The organism is Sandarakinorhabdus sp. (genome assembly GCF_040398665.1).
In the GTDB taxonomy this organism is placed as follows: Bacteria; Pseudomonadota; Alphaproteobacteria; order Sphingomonadales; family Sphingomonadaceae; genus Sandarakinorhabdus.
The window spans coordinates 1-17,939 of record NZ_JBBATQ010000004.1 but is presented as its reverse complement, the minus strand read 5'-3'; the positions used below and the strand labels follow the sequence as shown (position 1 = coordinate 17,939).

Here is a 17,939-nt window from a genome sequence, read left to right as displayed (position 1 = left end):
ACGTGCGGCGGGCAACCCGTGTTGCGCCCGGCTTGCCCGCCCGGTCGCGCGGTGTTGCTGCATCGCAACACCCGGCGCCCATCTGCCGGCAACAGCCGCACGTCATGAACAGTCCATGAACCTGTAACATAAACGTCACAAATGGCCGGCATTGGCATGTCATCGATGGGCAGTCGATTCTGGCTGCCCGTGCCGTCTTCACGTCTCACCAGCCCCAGGGGGTCCTTCCCATGCGTCATCTTCGTCTTGGTGTTGCGCTTGTCGCGCTTGCCGTTCCGGCCCTTGTTTCGGCCCAGGAAACCACCTCGGCCATCCGCGGGGCGATCGTCAATGAACAGGGCGCGGCGGTTGCCGGTGCCAAGATCACCATCATCCACACCCCCTCGGGCACGCGCATGGTGCAGGAATCGGGTGCGAACGGTGAATTCAACGCCACCGGCCTGCGTCTGGGCGGCCCCTATGCCATCACCGTTGAAGCGGCTGGCTTCGATCCGGTCACCGACACGCTGACCGGCCTCACCGCCGGCACGCCGCAGCGCGTGGAAGTGATGCTGGCCGCGGCCGGCAAGACCATCACCGTCACCGCAGCGCGCAACCGCAGCGCCATCACCATCGCGTCGGGCGCGGCCACCGTGCTGAGCGCGCGCGACATTGCTGGCGTCTCCAACGTCAACCGCGACATCCGCAACCTCGCGGCGCGCGATCCGCTGGTGAACCTCGATCCGACCAACGGCGGTGCCATCTCGATCGCCGGCCAGAACAACCGCTTCAACCGCTTCACCGTGGACGGCGTGGCCTTCGGCGACCCGTTCGGCCTGGAAGCCGGCGGCCTGGTCTCCACCCGCGGCCCGGTGCCGCTGGATGCCATCGGCGAATTCTCGGTGGAAGTCGCGCCGGTCGATATCCGCCAGGGCTTCTTCCAGGGCGGCGCCATCAACACCCAGTTGAAGTCGGGCAGCAACAATTTCAGCTTCCTGGGCGGCGCCTATTACCAGGACGACAGCATGCGCGGCACCAACGCCCGCGGCGTGATCCGTACCGGCGCGTTTGAATCGCAGATCTACACGGCGCAAGCCACCGGCCCGATCATCAAGGATCGCCTGTTCTTCGCGGTGACCTATGAGCGCCTGCGTGACACCGTGCCGTCGGCGATTGCGCCCTCGGCGCTGGGCATCACCGATGCGCAGATCAGCCAGATCGGCACGATCGCCCAGAGCGTCTACAGCTTCGACACGCAGGGCGTCGCCACCGCGGTGCCGGAAAGCGATGACAAGCTGGTCGCGAAGTTCGATCTGAACATCGCCGATGGCCACCGCGCGGCCTTCACCTACATCTACAACAAGGGCAATGTGATCGCCGGCCAGACCGGTATTGGCCAGGTGACCGCCACCAACCCGAACTTCCAGCTGTTTTCGAACAACTACAACCAGGGTGCCATCAACCACTTCGGCATCTTTGAACTGAACGATCAGTGGAGCGAGAATTTCTCGACCCAGGTGCGTGCCTCCTACGCTGATTACGTCCGCCTGCAGCAGCCGTTCGGGGCCGCCAACTTCGGCGAATTCCGCGTCTGCCTTGATGCCGTGTCCAGCACGCCGCCGCTGACCTGCCCGTCGGGTGTGCGTCAGTTGACGTTCGGTCCGGATATCAGCCGCCAGGCCAACGAACTGGAATCGACCCAGTTCAACGTGGAATTCAACGCCACGCTGAAGATGAACAACCACACGGTGAAGGCCATTGTCGAGCGCCGCACCCAGAACATCCGCAACCTGTTTGCCCAGCGCGTGTCGGGCGGCTGGTATTTCGACTCGATCGCCGATCTGCAGGCGCGCCGCGCCAGCGAAGTCGATCTCGCCGTGCCGCTGCGCGGCGGCATCGATACGGTGACCGCGCTCTTCGAAAACAACAGCTGGACCTTCGGTTTGCAGGACACGGTCGATCTGGGTGACAAGCTCACCGTGATTGCCGGCTTCCGCTATGATCTGTTCGACACGCCGGATGCGCCGTTCCTGAACAATGATTTCATCACCCGCTTCGGCTATGCCAACAACGGCACGCTGAATGGCCGTTCGCTGTTCCAGCCGCGCGTCGGCTTGAACTGGAAGGTGTCGGATCGTCTGCAGGTGCGCGGTTCGGCGGGCCTGTTCGGCGGCGGCAGCCCGAACGTGTGGATTTCGAACAATTATTCCAACCCGGGCCCGACGCTGGGCCGCGTCCAGGTGCGGCGTGTGCCGGGCGTCGCCGGCGCTGCCGACACGTTCACCATCTCGACCATTCCGGGCCTGTCGGCCGCCGATCAGAACACGATCGGCGCTGCCACGCTCAACAATGTGTCGGGTGGCACCGGCGTGCCCACCACGCTGCTCAATGCGATCCGTTCCACCGGTACGGCCACGGCGCCGACCAACGCGCTCGATCCCGATTTCAAGGTGCCGTCGACATGGCGCGTCTCCGGCTCGCTCGAGTATGTCGCCAACCTCGGCTTCCTGGGCGATGATTGGCAGCTCGGTGCCGACGTGGTGTGGAGCCGCACCAAGGATGCGCTGACCTGGATCGATCTGCGTTCGGTGCCCAACGGCACGCTGCCCGATGGCCGTCTGCGCTATCAGGTGCTGCCCGGCCAGGGCACCACCACCAACACCGACATCCTGCTGACCAACGCCGATCAGGGTTACAGCTGGAACGTGGTGGGCCGCTTTGCCAAGCGCTGGACCAACGGCCTGTATCTGCGCGGTGCCTATACCCTCCAGCGCGCCAAGGAAGTCAGCTCGGGCACCTCTTCGGTGGCCTTCTCCAACTACACCAACGCCGCCGCGGGCATCGATCCCAACAACGCCGCCTATGGCACCGGCAATTATCAGCGCGACAACACCTATCGCCTGACCGCCGGCTATGACGCCAACATCTTCGGCGACAACAACACCCGCATCGAACTGTTCTTCAGCTCGCAGTCCGGCCAGCGCTTCAGCTACACCATGGCTGACCAGGCGTCGGGCAGCAATCGCTCGGCGGTGTTCGGTGTGACCGGCACCAACAACCGTTACCTGATGTATGTCCCGAACGTGTCGTCGGCCACCGCCGATCCGCGCGTCAGCTATGCACCGGGCTTCGATTTCGCCGGCTTCCAGAACCTGGTTCAGGGCAGCGAACTGAGCAAGTATCAGGGCCAGATCGCGCCGAAGAACATCGGCAAGACCCCGCGCTACAACAAGCTCGACCTGTCGTTCCGCCAGGAAGTGCCGTTCGTGTTCGGTGGCAAGATCGAGCTGCTGGCGGACGTGGAAAACGTGCTCAACCTGATCAACAAGGATTGGGGCACGATCCGCCAGGTCGGCTTCCCTTACTATGGCCGACTGGTGAACGTGACCTGCCTGCAGACGCCGGGCGGTGCCACGGCGACGAACGCCCAGGCTTGCCAGCAGTTCCAGTTCAACAACCTCGCTGGCACCCCCGCGACCGAACGCCCGATCACGGCACCGGCCGAAGCGGTGCAGCTCAACGGCTCGCTGTGGGGTGTCCGCTTCGGCGTCCGCCTGAAGTTCTGATCACAGCCACCAACAAGGCAAGCAGGAGGGGCGGCCGCAAGGTCGCCCCTTTTGCTTTGGGCCAGTCGCCACGCTGCATCGGCCGGGCCTGTTGATGAAACTGTGGACAAGTTGTGACTGCCACGCCCGTGCAACCAATCCGACACGCGATTGTCATGTCCCGGGCCTAGGGCCTCCGGGCAAGGGCAGGGGCCTGAGATGATATGCTGGGGTTGAAACGGGGGCTTCAATGGCTTCATTGCCGCTTGCTGCTGGTGCGTTGATGTTCCGCGAAGCGGACATTCGCGGCCGCGCGCCATCGCCACCGGCAGCGCCGCCGGCCTGGCTGTTCGACGAGGATGATCGTTCGGATGAGCGCACGCCATCTGGCAAGCTCAAGCTGCGCACCGTGTGGATTTCCGACATTCACCTGGGCACGCAGGGCTGCAACGCCGATCTGCTGCTGGATTTCCTGAAATCGGTGCAGCCGGAAACCCTGTATCTGGTGGGCGACATCATCGATGGCTGGAAGCTGAAGCGCGGCTGGTATTGGCCGCCGCGCCACAATGATGTGGTGCGCCGCGTGCTCAAGATGGCGGCCAAGGGCTGCCGCGTGGTCTATATCCCCGGCAACCATGATGAAATGCTGCGGCCCTATGCCGGGCTGGGCTTTGGCGGCGTGGAGATCGCGCTGGAAGCGATCCACACCACGGTCGATGGCCGGCGCCTGCTGGTTTGCCATGGCGATGAATTTGATGGCGTGGTGCTTTATCACCGCTGGCTCGCCTGGGCGGGCGACATTGGCTATTCGCTGCTGCTGCGCCTGAACGTCCATTACAACGCGGTTCGGCGCCAACTGGGCCTGCCCTATTGGTCGATATCGGCGCATATCAAGAAAAAGGTGAAGAACGCCGTCGCCTTCATCGGCAAGTTTGAAGAAACGGTCGCCGATGCCGCCCGGATGCGCGGCGTGGATGGCGTGGTGTGCGGCCATATCCATTCGGCGGAGATCCGCGATTTCGCCGGCATCACCTACATGAACGATGGCGATTGGGTGGAAAGCTGCACCGCGCTGGTCGAACATGGCGATGGCCGCATCGAAATCCTCGATTGGGCCGCGCGCACGGCCGCCCTGGGGCAAGCCCGGGTCGCCGCGGCAACGCCCGTGCCGGCGATGGCGTAAGGGACGATGATGAAGCTGACCCTCGTCACCGATGCCTGGGAACCGCAGGTCAACGGTGTGGTGCGCACGCTGGCGACGACGGTGCGCCTGCTGGCCGAACGTGGTGTGCGCGTGCAGGTGATTTCGCCGGATCAATTCTGGTCGCTGCCGATGCCGTCCTACCCGGAAATCCGGCTGGCGATGACCTCGCGGCGCCGGGTGGCGCGCATGATCCGCGAATTCCGCCCCGATGCCCTGCACATCGCCACCGAAGGCCCGCTGGGCTGGCTGGCGCGCGGCTGGGCGATGGCCAATAATTTCAAGTTCACCACCAGCTTCCACACGCGTTTTCCGGATTATGTCGCGGCGCGCATCGGCATCAATCCCGATCGCGTCTGGCGGGTGCTGCGCCGTTTCCACGGCCAGGCCAGCGCCGTGATGGTGGCCACGCCGCGGCTGGCCACCGAACTTGCCAGCCATGGCCTCACCCACACCATGCCATGGTCGCGCGGCGTCGATACCGAATTGTTCCGGCCCGATGCCGCGCCGCATCCGGCCGCGGCCGGCTTGAAGCGCCCGCTGGCCCTGCATGTGGGGCGCGTTGCGGTGGAAAAGAATATCGAGGCGTTTCTGAGCGCGCCGTGGCCGGGTGACAAATTGGTGGTGGGCGATGGCCCGGCGCTGGACAGTCTGCAGAAACGCTATCCGAGCGCGCATTTCCTCGGCGCGCTGCATGGTCCGGCATTGGCGAGCGCTTATGCCGCTGCCGATGTGCTGGCCTTCCCCAGCCGCACCGACACGTTCGGGCTGGTGATGATCGAGGCGCTGGCCTGCGGCACCCCGGTCGCCGGCTATCCGGTGCCAGGCCCGCTCGACATCATCGGCCAGGATGGCTTTGGCGCCGATGGCCGTGCGTCTGGGCGGATCGGCGCGGTGTCGCATGATCTGTCGGTGGCGATGAACCAGGCGGCCCGCGCCCGCCGATCGGATTGCGTGGCCGCCGGCCGGCGCTATGGCTGGGATGCCTGCGTCGATCAGTTTCTGGCGGCGCTGGTGATGGGCGACGGCGCGCCGGTGCCGATGCTGCCGGCCCTGCGCGCCCCCCTTGTGGCCTGAACTGGCGGGCGGAACATCTGTTGGCGGCTGCCCTTGCGGCGGCTGATGCGCGGCCCTATCCCTGCACCAACAGGGGAGAGCGAACAGATGCGGACAGTGATGATGATGGCGGTGCTGCTGGCCGGCGCCGCACCGGTGGCGGCCGAAACCGTGGCGATCAGTGCCGCGCGCATGCTGGATGTGGACAGCGGCCGTATCAGCGAACGCCCGCTGGTGATCGCCGTCGATGGCCGTATCACGGCGGTGGGCGTGCAGGGCGCGCTTGCCGTGCCCGCGGGCGCGCGCCGCATCGATCTGGGCAATCACACCATCCTGCCCGGCCTGATCGACATGCACGTGCATCTGACCAGCGATCCCACCCTGTCGGGGATGCAGGCGCTGCGTTACCCGAACAGTTTCTGGACGGCGATTGGTGTTGGCATGGCCAAACGCACCATCGAAGCCGGGTTTACCACGGTGCGCAATGTCGGATCGGCGGAGTTTGCCGATATCGGCCTGAAGCTGGCGATCGAGCGCGGCACCATCCCCGGCCCGCGCATCGTGCCCGCCACTTATTCGATCGGTGCCACCGGCGGCCACTGCGACAGCAACGAGTTGCCGGCCAATTATATCTTCGATCGCCCCGGCATTGCCGATGGCCCTGAAGGCGTGCGCCAGAAGGTGCGTGAACTGCACCGGCGCGGCGCCGAAGTGATCAAATATTGCGCCACTGGCGGGGTCTTCTCGATCGGCACCAGCGTCGGCGCGCAGCAATATAGCCAAGCCGAAATGAACGCGCTGGTCGAAGAAGCGCATATGCTGGGCCTGAAGGTGGCAGCGCATGCGCACGGCAATGATGGCATCAAGGCCGCGATCCGCGCCGGGGTCGATACGGTCGAGCATGTAAGCTTCGCCGATGCCGAAGCCATGGAGATGGCGAAAAAGGCCGGCACCTGGTTTTCCATGGATATCTACAACGATGATTATATCCTGGCCGAGGGCGCGGCCAACGGCGTGCCGGAAGAAAGCCTGGCCAAGGAGCGCGAAGTCGGCCTGAAACAGCGCCAGACCTTTCAGGCGGCATGGAAGGCCGGCGTGAAAATGGCCTTTGGCACCGATGCCGGCGTCTATCCGCACGGTGACAATGCCCGCCAGTTCGCCAAGATGGTGGAATGGGGCATGACGCCGATCGATGCCATCCGCGCCGCCACCATCCGCGCCGCCGAAGCGCTGGGCCGCAGCGATGTCGGCCAGATCGCACCGGGCCGCCATGCCGACATCATTGCGGTCGCCGGCGATCCGACCCGGGATGTCACCCTGCTGCGCGATGTGAAGGCGGTGGTGAAGGGCGGCGTGGTCGTCAAGGACGCCATGGGCAAGGTTGGGCGCTGACATGCCGCGCTGGTTCACCGCCCTGTTCTGGACCAGCATCGCCGTGGCGGCGCTGGTGGTCGGCCTGGCCAGTTGGGACGCGCTGATCGCCAGCCCGCCCGAGCCCGATCCGGTGCTGAAGCGCAACGTGCGCATTGATCGCGATCAATGGGGTGTGCCGCACATCCACGGCCACACCGATGCCGATGTCGCCTATGGCATCGCGGTTGCCCATGCCGAGGATGATTTCCGCAATCTGGAAGAAGTGCTGGCCGCCGTGCGCGGCCGGGCCGGGGCCATATTGGGTGAAGACGGCGCCAAGCTCGATTATGTCGGCCATCTGATTGATGCGCGCGCCGTGGCGGATGCCGGCTATGGGGGCTTGTCGCCGGCCACGCGCGCGCTGGTGGAGGCCTATGCCCAGGGGCTGAATGATTATGCCCGCCGCCACCCCGGCGAAATTCGCCTGCAAGGCCTGTTCCCGGTTACCGGGCGCGATGTGGTGGCCGGCTTTGCGCTGCGCTCGCCGTTTTTCTTCGGCATGGATCGGGTGCTGGGCGCGCTGGCCGAAGGCAGGCTGCCGCCGCGCGACAGCGGCCCGCCCGATGAGCGTGGCAGCAACGGCTTTGCGGTCGCCGCCGCCCGGTCGGACGACGCGACGACGCGGCTGATCATCAACAGCCACCAGCCGTGGGAAGGCGGGGTCAGTTGGTGGGAACTGGTGGTGCATTCGGATGAAGGCTGGGATTTCGCCGGCGCCAACTTCCCGGGCGCGCCGTTTCCGCTGCTGGGGCATAATCGCCATCTCGGTTGGGCCAACACGGTCAACCGCCCCGATCTCATCGATGTCTACAAATTGGTGCTGAATGCCGATCGCACCCAGTATCGTTTCGATGGCAAATGGCTGCCGCTGGAGGCCAAGCGCATCTGGCTGCGCGTGCGGCTGGGGCCGCTGATCCTGCCGATCCCGCGCATGGTTTATCGCAGCCGCCACGGCGCGGTGATCCTGAATGATCTGGGTGGCTTTGCCATTCGCCACGCCGGCATCGGCGATGTGCGGCAGGTGGAACAATATTACCGGCTGAACAAGGCGCGCAATTTCGCCGAGTGGAAGGCCGTGATGGCGATGCAGGCGGTGCCGGCCACCAACTTCGTCTATGCCGACGAGGCCGGCCATATCGGCATGTTCTACAACGCGCTGTTCCCCGATCGCCGGCCGGGCTTTGATTGGAAGGGCGTGCTGCCGGGCGACACCTCGGCGACGCTGTGGAACGGCTACAAGCCATGGGCGGCGATTCCGATGGTGGTCGATCCGCGCGCCGGCTGGGTGGCCAATTCGAACAACATGCCCACGGTGGCAACCGCGCCGGATGAAAATCTGAAGGCCACGGATTTCGCGCCCGAACTGGGCCTGGAGACCTACACCACCAATCGCATGCACCGCTTTGTCGAGCTGTTCGGCGGCGTGAACGGCCCGATCAGCCGCGATGCACTGCTGCGCATCAAGTTCGACAAGGGCTACAGCCGCGCTTCGGTGGCCGGGCAGTGGATGGCGGCGGTGCTGGCGGTGGACAGCACCGGCCAGGCCGATCTGGCGGCGGCCCAGCGCCTGCTGGCCAGATGGGACTGGACTGCGGACGGCCGCGGCGAAGCCGACAGCCTGGCCGTGGCGGTGATGGCCAGCGTTGGCCGCGAGGTCTATGCCGGGGAAGCTCTGCCGCCGGCCGCGCCGAAGCTGCGCGAAGTCGTGAAGGCCCTGCTGGCCAGTTTCGGCCGGCTCGATGTGCCGTTGGCCGATTATCAGCGCTTGCGCCACGGCGGTGCCGATCTGCCGGTGTTCGGCGGGCCAGACACGCTGCGCGCCATCTATGCCAAGGTTGCGCCCGATGGCCGGCGCGTGGCCAACAACGGCGATGGCTTCATCATGCTGGTGGAATGGCCGAAGGATGGGGCGGTGACGTCCCGGTCGATCCACCAGTTCGGTGCCGCCACCATCCGCCGCAGCAGCCCGCATTATGCGGATCAGGCGCCGCTGTTTGTGCGTGAGGAATGGAAGACGGTGGATTTTTGAAACCTTGTGCCTTGTGACCGCTTGCACGTGGTTGCAGCCATGATATCCACACCACATGACATCGCGCGTTTCCCGGAAACTTGCCGAACGATATGAACATCTTACCGTTTCGGAGCGGATGATCGCCGGCTGGCTGACCGACAATATCGATCAACTGCCGTTCGAAACCGCTGCCTCCATCGGCGCGCGGGTCGGCGTGTCGGCGATGACCGTGGCGCGGTTGGTCAAGCAGTTGGGCTATGCCAATCTCGCCGCGTTGAAGGATGATCTGCGCGGCGATGCCCGCGATGCGCCATGGCTGCTCACCCGGCCGGCGCCGTCGGCCGATGTGCGGTTGCAGGCCGAAACCGCGGCGATTGCCGGCGTTTATGCACAGGCTGAAACCGCCGAATGGGCCGCCGTGGTCGACCTGCTTGCGCACGCCCCGCATGTCCATGTCGCCGGTTTTCAGACCGAGGCCGGGCTCGCGACCGGCTTTGCCCGCCACTTGTCGTACGTGCGCCCGCATGTCGGCACCGTCGACAGTGCCGCCGGCATCCATGACGTCGTGCTTGATTCCGGGGCCAGCGATGTGTTCGTGGCGCTGGATGTGCGGCGCTATTCGCGGCAGTTTCGGGTGCTCGCCGAAAAGGTCGCGGCGACCGGCCGGCCGCTGGTGGTGATCACCGATCCTTATTGCCCCTGGGCCCGCGACCTGACGCCCCATATCCTCACCGCCGAAGTGGCGCTGGGGCATTTCTGGGACATGAACACCGCGCTGGCTTCGTTGCTCAATCTGCTGGTGGATGGAGTCGTGCAGCGCATCGGGCCTGATCTGGTTCACGAACGGCTGGCGCTTCTGGCGGAAAACTACAGCGATTTCATCGGCTTTCAGGGTCGGGCGCTGCAAGTTCGAGGCCAGGGACGGACATTGGGGGCCAATCCTGGGGTGGCCAATCCTGGGGCAGCGGCGCCAGACAGCGAATGATCGTGCCGTCGGGCAGCGGGATCGCCAGCGCACGGGCATGCAGCCGCATCGGGCCATTCCCGTCGCCATAAACCGGATCGCCGATGATGGCCGCGCCGATATGTGCCGCATGCACCCTGATCTGGTGGGTGCGGCCGGTTTCGGGGCGGAATTCCACCAGGCGCGTCGCGGCATCCAGCACCTGCCAGTGTGTGCGCGCCGGCTTGCCATCGCCGCGCACCACCATCCGCCACCCGGCTTCGGCGCTGGAAATCTTGGCCAGCGGCGCATCCACCAGCCCGGCCGGTTCGGGGGGCAGGGCATTCAGCACCGCCCAATAGATTTTCTCCACGCCGCCGCTGGCAAAGGCCGCCGCCAGCGCCTTCACCCCGCGCCGCGACAGCGCCACCGCCAGGCAGCCTGACGTGTCGCGATCCAGCCGGTGCGCCGCCACCGGGCGAAAGCGGCGCACTGCCAACAGGGGCAGATGATCCTCCAGGCTGGCCGGCGTGCGTGGCCCCGGATGCACGGCCAGCCCGGCCGGCTTGTTGATCACCGCCACGTCGGCATCGCGGTGCAGGATCGGGAAGGGAAACGCCAACGCGTTCATTTGTCTGCCTTTTCAAATCATGTTTAAGCCATCTTCACCGCGTGCCGTTTCCTTGGCTGCGCCCCGCATCTCTTGCGGCGGCGGGAAGCGGGAGTATCCTAGATGACCGTGATCAACACCAACATCAACGCGCTGACCGCCCAGAATGCGCAGCGCACTGCCAACACTGCCATGGGCACCGCCATGCAACGTCTGTCGACGGGCATGCGCATCAACAGCGCCAAAGACGACGCCGCCGGCCTCGCCATCAGCCAGAAGATGACGGCCGATGTCCGCGGCCTTGCGGTCGCCATGCGCAACGCCAACGATGGCATCAGCATGGCGCAAACCGCGGAAAGCGCCATGGGCGAAGTCACCAACATGCTGCAGCGGATGCGTGAACTTTCGGTGCAATCGGCCAACGGTACGCTCACCGGCACCGATCGCACCGCGTTGCAGGCCGAAGTCAAGCAGCTCGTCGGCGAAATCGACAATATCGGCGTGCGCACCAACTTCAATGGGCAGAATCTGCTCGACGGCTCGGCGCGTTCGGTGAAGCTGCAAACCGGCAGCCGCGCCGGCGAAACCGTGTCGTTCAGCCTGGGTTCGTCCCGGGCGCGCGATCTCGGCCTGGGCGCCAGCCCGGCGCTCACCGCCACTGGCGCTTTCGAAGGCACCGCGGCCAACCTGGCCACCAACCATGCCCTGCAGGGTGGCGATCTGGTGATCAACGGCGTGCAGATCGGATCTTCGTCGGCGGATGACGACAATGTGTCGTCCACCAACAAATCGGCATCGGCGCTGGCCAAGGCCGCCGCCATCAATGCCGCCACCGCGCAGACCGGCGTGCGCGCCGTTGTCGGCCAGACGGTGATGACCGGCACGGCGATGACCGCCGGCGCCGCCACCGGCACGGTGACGGTCAACGGCATCACCACCGCCTCGATCACCACGACCGCCAACGCATCCGACAGCCGCCGCATCGTCCGCGATGCCATCAACGCCATTTCCGGCCAGACCGGTGTGCGCGCAGTGGACACCGGCGACAACAATGCCGGCCTGCGCCTGGAAGGTGACGATGGCCGCAACATCGAAGTCTCGCTCGATACGCTGACCGCAGCGCAGACCGGCCTGAAAGCCGGCGCCCAGTCCGGTTCGTTCAGCCTGGAAAGCCTGAATGGCCAGAAGATCACCATCGGCAGCAACAACAGCACCACTGCGCGTCTCACCCGGTCGGGGCTGGCGGCCGGCAGCTTCGATCGCGGCGTTTCGACCGTTTCGTCGGATGTCCGTGCCGTGGCCACCGGTGCGGCCAACGCCCGCACGCTGAACAGCGGTGATCTGTCGATCAACGGCGTCGCCATCCGCGCCGCCAATGGCGATGATGACACCTACAGCTCGACCGCGGCGCCATCGTCGGTGAAGGCCGGCAGCGCCATCGCAATCGCCAATGCCATCAACGCGGCCAGTGACCAGACCGGCGTGACGGCCAAGGCCAACAGCCAGACCATCCAGTCCACCACCACCACGGTGATCGGCACGACGGCCACAGCCACGCTGGGCATCAATGGCACCTTGCTGGACATCACGCTGGACCAGAACCACACTGCCCAGCAAACCCGGGACAATGTCGCCAGGGAAATCAACAAATACACCGGCCTGACCGGGGTGATGGCCAAGGACAACGGCCTGGGCGGTCTTGACCTCACCGCCGAGGACGGCCGCAATGTGACGGTCTATTTCGACAGCGATGAAGGCGCGGCCGTCAACTTCGGTTTGGGCGGCGCCACCATCAAGGGCACCGGCACGGCCTTTACCGTGGTGGGCGTCACCGATCCGACCGACCTGTCGGCATCGGCCGTGCAGACGGCGTACAGCACGGTGCGGCTGGAATCGGCCAGGACCATCGATGTCCGCGCCGGCAGCCTGGCCTTTGGCAGCACCTCCAATTTCGGCAACCTCGGCTTTGAAGAAAATGCCTATGGCACCAACAAGGGCGGCCTGCGCATTTCCGAAGTCGATGTGTCGAGCGTGGAAGGGGCGACCGCAGCGCTGGATGCGATCGACGAGGCGCTGGGCAGCGTCAACCTCGATCGCGCCAACATCGGTGCCGTGCAGAATCGGCTGGAAGCGGCGGTGAACAATCTTTCGTCGAACAGCACCAACCTGCAAGCGGCGCGCAGCCGGATCCAGGACACGGATTTTGCGCAGGAATCGACGAACCTGTCCAAGAACCAGGTGCTGGGCCAGGCCGCGCAGGCGATGCTGGCACGGGCCAACCAGTCTGCCAGCCAGGTCACCCAGCTGCTGCAGTAAGACGAGGGAGGGCCAATCCCCGTGGCCGCGCAAGCGGGCAAGGGGCCTCGTCTGGGGGCGGTGCCGCAAGGCGCCGCCCCTTTTGCCATGCGCGCCCCCCTTTTGCTTGTGCAGCCCCCCTACACTTGCTATCGCCGCCCCCTGCCAGGTGCGGAGCGGTGGCCGAGTGGTCGAAGGCGCACGCCTGGAAAGTGTGTATGGGTCAAAAGCTCATCGAGGGTTCGAATCCCTCCCGCTCCGCCACATCTTCAATAATTTCAATGTCCTAGATTCAATTGCGTTCAGCTTGAAGCGCCTGACTCCCTCCCCCTTGCGGGGAGGGCGACTCGCACCCCTTGGCGCGAGCGGCGTGGGGGTCCCCCCTTTGGTCACAGCAGGCGGGACAGCCACGGGCCGCCTGCGGCGTCTCTCTTCCTCCCCTCAAGCGGAAGGGAGCCGATGTGCTTCAATCAAACTGCAAGTGTGTCTAGAAGAAGGGTGAGGGTAATACGCGCCTTTCGACGCACCTTTGAAACCGGCCTATGGGGGCGTGTGGAGCGACAAGGACACGCTGCCATTCAAATCCTTGCTCGGTCAGACCCTACCCCAGGGGCGCCCCCCGTTTCACAGAAATGGCACCCGAGCCTCCTTCCTACATACTGTTTTGGACGCACAGTAGGCAGGTCTGTGAAGCTCCAAATTCTAACTTGCGTTTCTTACAAATTTTGAACATGCAGCAGTACCTGAGCATCGAGCTGAGGCGCGTCAGAACCGCAGCAAGGCTGCCAAGGGGGGGATACACGTGCACCAAACAATCAAAACTCTTGTAGTCGTCATTTTGGCGACCGCTCAATTTGAAGCCATTGCGCAAACGAATTCTTCGCCAGCATCTGAAGAGACAAAACAGAAAGAGGTATATGTTCCCGCTGGAACTCCTTTGGTTGTAAGCAACAATACAAGAATAACAACAAAAAATCATCAGGCTGAACTGGGGGATCGCTTCTATCTTACTACTGTTTATGACGTTACAGTTGAAGGTGTTGTTACAATTCCAAGAGGTTCGGCTGTGATGGCTCAGATTACATGGAGAACGGGTAAGGGGGTTTTTGGAAAATCAGGGAAGTTTGATTTTGAAATGCGTCACGTTGACGTAAGGGGGCAGTTGATTCCTCTCGCGGGCAAGTTTCGTCAGAGTGGCTCTGGCAGTACTGCCGCTACAGGGGGTGTGGCGATTGCTGGCATGGCAACTGGCGTAGGGATTTTAGGTGGTTTTTTCATCACAGGAAAAAGTGCTGAAATTTTGCCGGGCCAGCAATTCGAGACAATCACAGCATCTGGTGCAGCGATTAAGATATACAAGTAGCTAAGTGAATAGCTGGAGCCAAAGTTGGTTGGTCTTCCGTCCGCTCCGCCAAATTGTCTTTGGGGGCCTCCATGGGCCTCGAATTTGCCCACGGAAAGCTGTGCGCTCCCTCTGTAGGCCCTGATATTCCCGTCCCTGCAGCCAGCCTCTGCGTGGGGCGGGCGATCATCGTTTGGGGCGCGGCAACAGTTCCGTCTTGCCGCGCGCAACGGGCACGAGACCCCTGCCACGCTCAGCACCATGCCGGCGTTCCGATGGCCTGTTTTGTCAGCGCAGCATCCTACGCCGGAGCAGCACAAAAGCATGCCCCGGCGCAGTACCTCATGACTGGCTTACTTGGTGCAAGTAGCCGAGACCTGAATTGTGCAGTTTGCACCTCTAAGCTTATTTACGAGATCCGGATCCACAGCAGCAGCACCAGCGCCAAGTAAAACGGTTCCGTTAAGAGTAACACGTGACACTGACACACTCCGCGCTCCCCCCGGAGTATTTACATTGATTACCACAGTTGTAATAACACTAGCGCTTGTGACAGTGCCGGTAGTGGTCGCTGGGATCGCTTGAGCAAGGGCCGGCGAGAATGAAGCACTCGTACAAAGCGCCACGGCAATAGCAATTTTCTTCATGTTAAAACTTCCTTCCTTGGACGCAATCAACCAACATTGGACGGAGCCACCAACCTGCGGTGCGAAACGTCGTTGCGGGCCCCCGAGCCAGTAAGATTGGCACAGAAGTATAGAAGGCTGTCTATAGCCCTTCGGACTACATGAATTTGCGCGCGCCTACGTCGGCCGCTCCGCAATCGGGCGTTTCCGGCCCAGCCGGCAAACTCCCGTCAGCGCCTCCAGAAATGGACGGGCAACCGCAAGAAAGCCCAGCGCCCCTCCACCGGGGAAGGACTGAGAGTGCGCAGGCGCGCCGATCATATTAATCGAAATGCGCTTCGCAATTAGAATCAGTGATCGACTTTGTCGATAATCTAGTGAACGACGATGAAGCTGCACACAGCCCTTGGGCACGAACCCCTGCCACGCTCAGCACCATGCCGGCGTTCCAATGGCCTGTTTTGTCAGCGCAACATACACCGCGCCGGAGCAGCACAAAGGTCTGCCCCGGCGCGGTGCCGCATGACTGGTTACTTGGTGCAATTAGCCACGAGGTAATCACTAGGGCCAGAAATTGTGCAGGTTGCGCCGGTAAGCAGATTAGCGGCGTTCGTATTAAGCCCCGTCGGCCCAAATAGAAATGTTCCGTTAAGCGCAATCCTCCTCACTTCCATACTACGCGTGCTCCCCGAAACATTTACGGTCATTTGCAGTTTATCAACAGGACTATTATATCTCACGAAAGTGCCGGTAGTGGACGTTGTGGGCGCTGGAATTTGAGCAAGGGCCGGCGAGAATGAAGCACTCGCGCAAAGCGCCACTGCGATAGCAATTTTCTTCATGTTAAAACTTCCTTCCTTGGACGCAATCCACCATTGGACCGAGCCACCACCCTGCGGTGCGAAACGTCGTTGCGAGCCCCCGATCCAGTAAGATTGTCACAGGAGTATAGAAGGCTGTCTATAGCCCTTCGGACTACATGAATTTGCGCGCGCCTATGTCGGCCGCTCCGCAATCGGGCGTTTCCGGCCCAGCCGGCAAACTCCCGTCAGCGCCTCCAGAAATGGACGGGCAACCGCAAGAAAGCCCAGCGCCCCTCCACCGGGGAAGGACTGAGAGTGCGCAGGCGCGCCGATCGTATTAATCAAAATGCGCTTCGCAATTAGCATCAGTGATCGATTATGTCGATAATCTAGTGAGCGACGATGAAGCTGCACACAGCCCTTGGGCACGAGACCCCTGCCACGCTCAGCACCATGCCGGCGTTCCGATGGCCTGTTTTGTCAGCGCAGCATCCTACGCCGGAGCAGCACAAAAGCATGCCCCGGCGCAGTACCTCATGACTGGCTTACTTGGTGCAAATAGCTGTAGAACCCTCAAGGTACGCTTTACTGGTTGCGCCCCCCCTTGTAGCATACAGCTGCAACATCAGGGGTCACTTCACATGTTGCGTCCTTGAGTGCAATTATGGTCCAACGTGCCATCGGGTCTGCATCTTGTCCGTTATGGCGAAATTTACGCACATAATAAGTCTGCATTTTTCCCCCCTCAATAATTAGACTTATTGTATAAGGTGGAACCATCGTACTTGTAGAAGAAGGTGGAACCTTCGCATGGCTAAAGTAAGTACCGACAATGTTTCCAGTTCGAACTCGAATTTGAGCAAGGGTCGGCGAGAATGAAGCACTCGCACAAAGCGCCACGGCAATAGCAATTTTCTTCATGATAAAACTTCCTTCCTTGGACGCAATCGACAACCATTGGACCAACCCACCACCCTGCGGTGCGAAACGTCGTTGCGGGCCCCCGAGTCAGTAAGATTGTCACAGGAGGATAGAAGGCTGTCTATAGCCCTTCGGACTACATGAATTTGCGCGCGCCTACGTCGGCCGCTCCGCAATCGGGCGTTTCCGGCCCAGCCGGCAAACTCCCGTCAGCGCCTCCAGAAATGGACGGGCAACCGCAAGAAAGCCCAGCGCCCCTCCACCGGGGAAGGACTGACAGTGCGCAGGCGCGCCGGGCACGCTGGCCTGCATGCAAAGCGCTCCGCTAAACCTGCCGCCGCGCCCATGCGCAACGGCTTGACGTTCCGTCGGGACCCTTTTTCGTTCGGCGGCACCCTTCGTTAATCAGGTTTTCTCGCCTGATCGATCAGCTGTTGCACGGTATAGGGAACCCCGTTGCTGATGACCGTTCGCACATTGAAGGTGTTGGCGATGTTGGCCCGTGGATCACCCTGGATGAGCACGATGTCGGCGAGTTTACCGGCTTCCAGCGTGCCGGCGTCGAGGTTCAGATCCTGAGCCGATACGACCGTGGCGGCTTGCAGGGCCTGAAAGGGTGTAAGCCCTGCGTCGACGTACGACGCTATTTCGGCGTGAAGATTGATGGCGATGGTGGTGTCGGTGCCGGCGGTGACCTTGGTGCCGGCATCATGCATGGCCTTCAGCGACTTGAGGCTGCCGGCGAAGGTCGCGGCGCGCAGACCGGCGAGCGCCGAATTCTGCTCCTTGACCGATTTTTGCGCCCAGCCCGGATAAAGGCTCAGCCGGGGATCGTCCCTGAAGCTCGGGTTCTTCTCGAAAAGCCCAAGGAGCGCACCGAAATTGGTGGGGGTGAGGACGCGCTGGCTCTTGCCGAAGAGCTGGATGACATCCTCATAGGCGCGGCCCTGCGGGGCCTGCTTGGGCGAGTAGCCGCGGCGGCTGGTGGCACCAAGATGCTCCGTTGCATCGACACCGGTGTAGGCTGCGGGGTAGATTTCGTGGCCGGTGACCGGAACGCCCATCTGGTGGGCGGCTTCAACGATACGACGCTGGTAAATGTCCGGCATGCGGACATAGCTCTTCACCATGTCGTACTTGAGCAGACGCGCGCGATCGAGTTCACGTTCGAGATGGGCCGGGCCTGCGACGGCG

The 17,939-nt window shown here is 63.1% G+C and carries 11 protein-coding genes and 1 tRNA gene; 9 read left to right on the top strand and 3 right to left on the bottom strand.

Annotated features, from left to right (window positions below; genetic code table 11):
* Positions 1 to 230: 230 nt before the first annotated feature.
* From ABWP22_RS06595 to ABWP22_RS06570, 6 genes are all read left to right on the top strand, one after another.
* Positions 231 to 3,545 (top strand): TonB-dependent receptor, encoded by a 3,315-nt coding sequence (locus tag ABWP22_RS06595; protein ID WP_353199168.1) that lies wholly within the window; start codon positions 231 to 233, stop codon positions 3,543 to 3,545.
* A 262-nt stretch (positions 3,546 to 3,807) separates the two neighbouring features.
* Positions 3,808 to 4,707: a UDP-2,3-diacylglucosamine diphosphatase gene (locus ABWP22_RS06590; RefSeq protein WP_502951101.1), complete on the top strand. Its 900-nt coding sequence runs from the start codon at positions 3,808 to 3,810 to the stop codon at positions 4,705 to 4,707.
* Between the two features lie 9 nt (positions 4,708 to 4,716).
* Positions 4,717 to 5,802 carry a glycosyltransferase family 4 protein gene (locus tag ABWP22_RS06585; protein WP_353199166.1) on the top strand — a complete coding sequence of 362 codons (1,086 nt, stop codon included), beginning with the start codon at positions 4,717 to 4,719 and terminating at the stop codon, positions 5,800 to 5,802.
* A gap of 87 nt (positions 5,803 to 5,889) precedes the next feature.
* The gene (locus ABWP22_RS06580; RefSeq protein ID WP_353199165.1) at positions 5,890 to 7,173 is read left to right on the top strand and encodes a Xaa-Pro dipeptidase; all 1,284 of its coding nucleotides are present in this window, start codon (positions 5,890 to 5,892) and stop codon (positions 7,171 to 7,173) included.
* A 1-nt stretch (position 7,174) separates the two neighbouring features.
* Positions 7,175 to 9,223 (top strand): penicillin acylase family protein, encoded by a 2,049-nt coding sequence (locus ABWP22_RS06575; protein WP_353199164.1) that lies wholly within the window; start codon positions 7,175 to 7,177, stop codon positions 9,221 to 9,223.
* Between the two features lie 55 nt (positions 9,224 to 9,278).
* Positions 9,279 to 10,190 carry a MurR/RpiR family transcriptional regulator gene (locus ABWP22_RS06570; RefSeq protein ID WP_353199163.1) on the top strand — a complete coding sequence of 304 codons (912 nt, stop codon included), beginning with the start codon at positions 9,279 to 9,281 and terminating at the stop codon, positions 10,188 to 10,190.
* On the opposite strand, the gene ABWP22_RS06565 is transcribed toward ABWP22_RS06570, so the two are convergent.
* Positions 10,084 to 10,779 (bottom strand): RluA family pseudouridine synthase, encoded by a 696-nt coding sequence (locus ABWP22_RS06565; RefSeq protein ID WP_353199162.1) that lies wholly within the window; start codon positions 10,777 to 10,779, stop codon positions 10,084 to 10,086. The genes ABWP22_RS06570 and ABWP22_RS06565 overlap by 107 nt on opposite strands.
* Positions 10,780 to 10,881: 102 nt before the next feature.
* On the opposite strand from ABWP22_RS06565, the gene ABWP22_RS06560 reads away from it, so the two are divergent.
* The 3 genes from ABWP22_RS06560 (at position 10,882) to ABWP22_RS06550 (ending at position 14,416) form a co-directional block, all read left to right on the top strand.
* Positions 10,882 to 13,074 (top strand): flagellin N-terminal helical domain-containing protein, encoded by a 2,193-nt coding sequence (locus ABWP22_RS06560; RefSeq protein WP_353199161.1) that lies wholly within the window; start codon positions 10,882 to 10,884, stop codon positions 13,072 to 13,074.
* A gap of 152 nt (positions 13,075 to 13,226) precedes the next feature.
* Positions 13,227 to 13,317: transfer RNA gene (locus ABWP22_RS06555), tRNA-Ser, on the top strand.
* A gap of 538 nt (positions 13,318 to 13,855) precedes the next feature.
* Positions 13,856 to 14,416 carry a hypothetical protein gene (locus ABWP22_RS06550; RefSeq protein WP_353199160.1) on the top strand — a complete coding sequence of 187 codons (561 nt, stop codon included), beginning with the start codon at positions 13,856 to 13,858 and terminating at the stop codon, positions 14,414 to 14,416.
* A 1,993-nt stretch (positions 14,417 to 16,409) separates the two neighbouring features.
* On the opposite strand, the gene ABWP22_RS06545 is transcribed toward ABWP22_RS06550, so the two are convergent.
* Positions 16,410 to 16,745 carry a hypothetical protein gene (locus ABWP22_RS06545; RefSeq protein WP_353199159.1) on the bottom strand — a complete coding sequence of 112 codons (336 nt, stop codon included), beginning with the start codon at positions 16,743 to 16,745 and terminating at the stop codon, positions 16,410 to 16,412.
* A gap of 401 nt (positions 16,746 to 17,146) precedes the next feature.
* Positions 17,147 to 17,939, bottom strand: a 793-nt coding sequence (locus ABWP22_RS06540) for an amidohydrolase family protein (RefSeq protein ID WP_353199158.1), incomplete at its 5' end; no start/stop codon positions are given.

Coding starts and splice junctions, on each gene's coding strand:
- ABWP22_RS06560 (WP_353199161.1), top strand. CDS start 10,882: ATGACCGTGATCAACACCAACATCAACGCGCTGACCGCCCAGAATGCG.
- ABWP22_RS06595 (WP_353199168.1), top strand. CDS start 231: ATGCGTCATCTTCGTCTTGGTGTTGCGCTTGTCGCGCTTGCCGTTCCG.
- ABWP22_RS06580 (WP_353199165.1), top strand. CDS start 5,890: ATGCGGACAGTGATGATGATGGCGGTGCTGCTGGCCGGCGCCGCACCG.
- ABWP22_RS06575 (WP_353199164.1), top strand. CDS start 7,175: ATGCCGCGCTGGTTCACCGCCCTGTTCTGGACCAGCATCGCCGTGGCG.
- ABWP22_RS06585 (WP_353199166.1), top strand. CDS start 4,717: ATGAAGCTGACCCTCGTCACCGATGCCTGGGAACCGCAGGTCAACGGT.
- ABWP22_RS06545 (WP_353199159.1), bottom strand. CDS start 16,745: ATGAAGAAAATTGCTATTGCCGTGGCGCTTTGTGCGAGTGCTTCATTC.
- ABWP22_RS06570 (WP_353199163.1), top strand. CDS start 9,279: ATGACATCGCGCGTTTCCCGGAAACTTGCCGAACGATATGAACATCTT.
- ABWP22_RS06565 (WP_353199162.1), bottom strand. CDS start 10,779: ATGAACGCGTTGGCGTTTCCCTTCCCGATCCTGCACCGCGATGCCGAC.
- ABWP22_RS06590 (WP_502951101.1), top strand. CDS start 3,808: ATGTTCCGCGAAGCGGACATTCGCGGCCGCGCGCCATCGCCACCGGCA.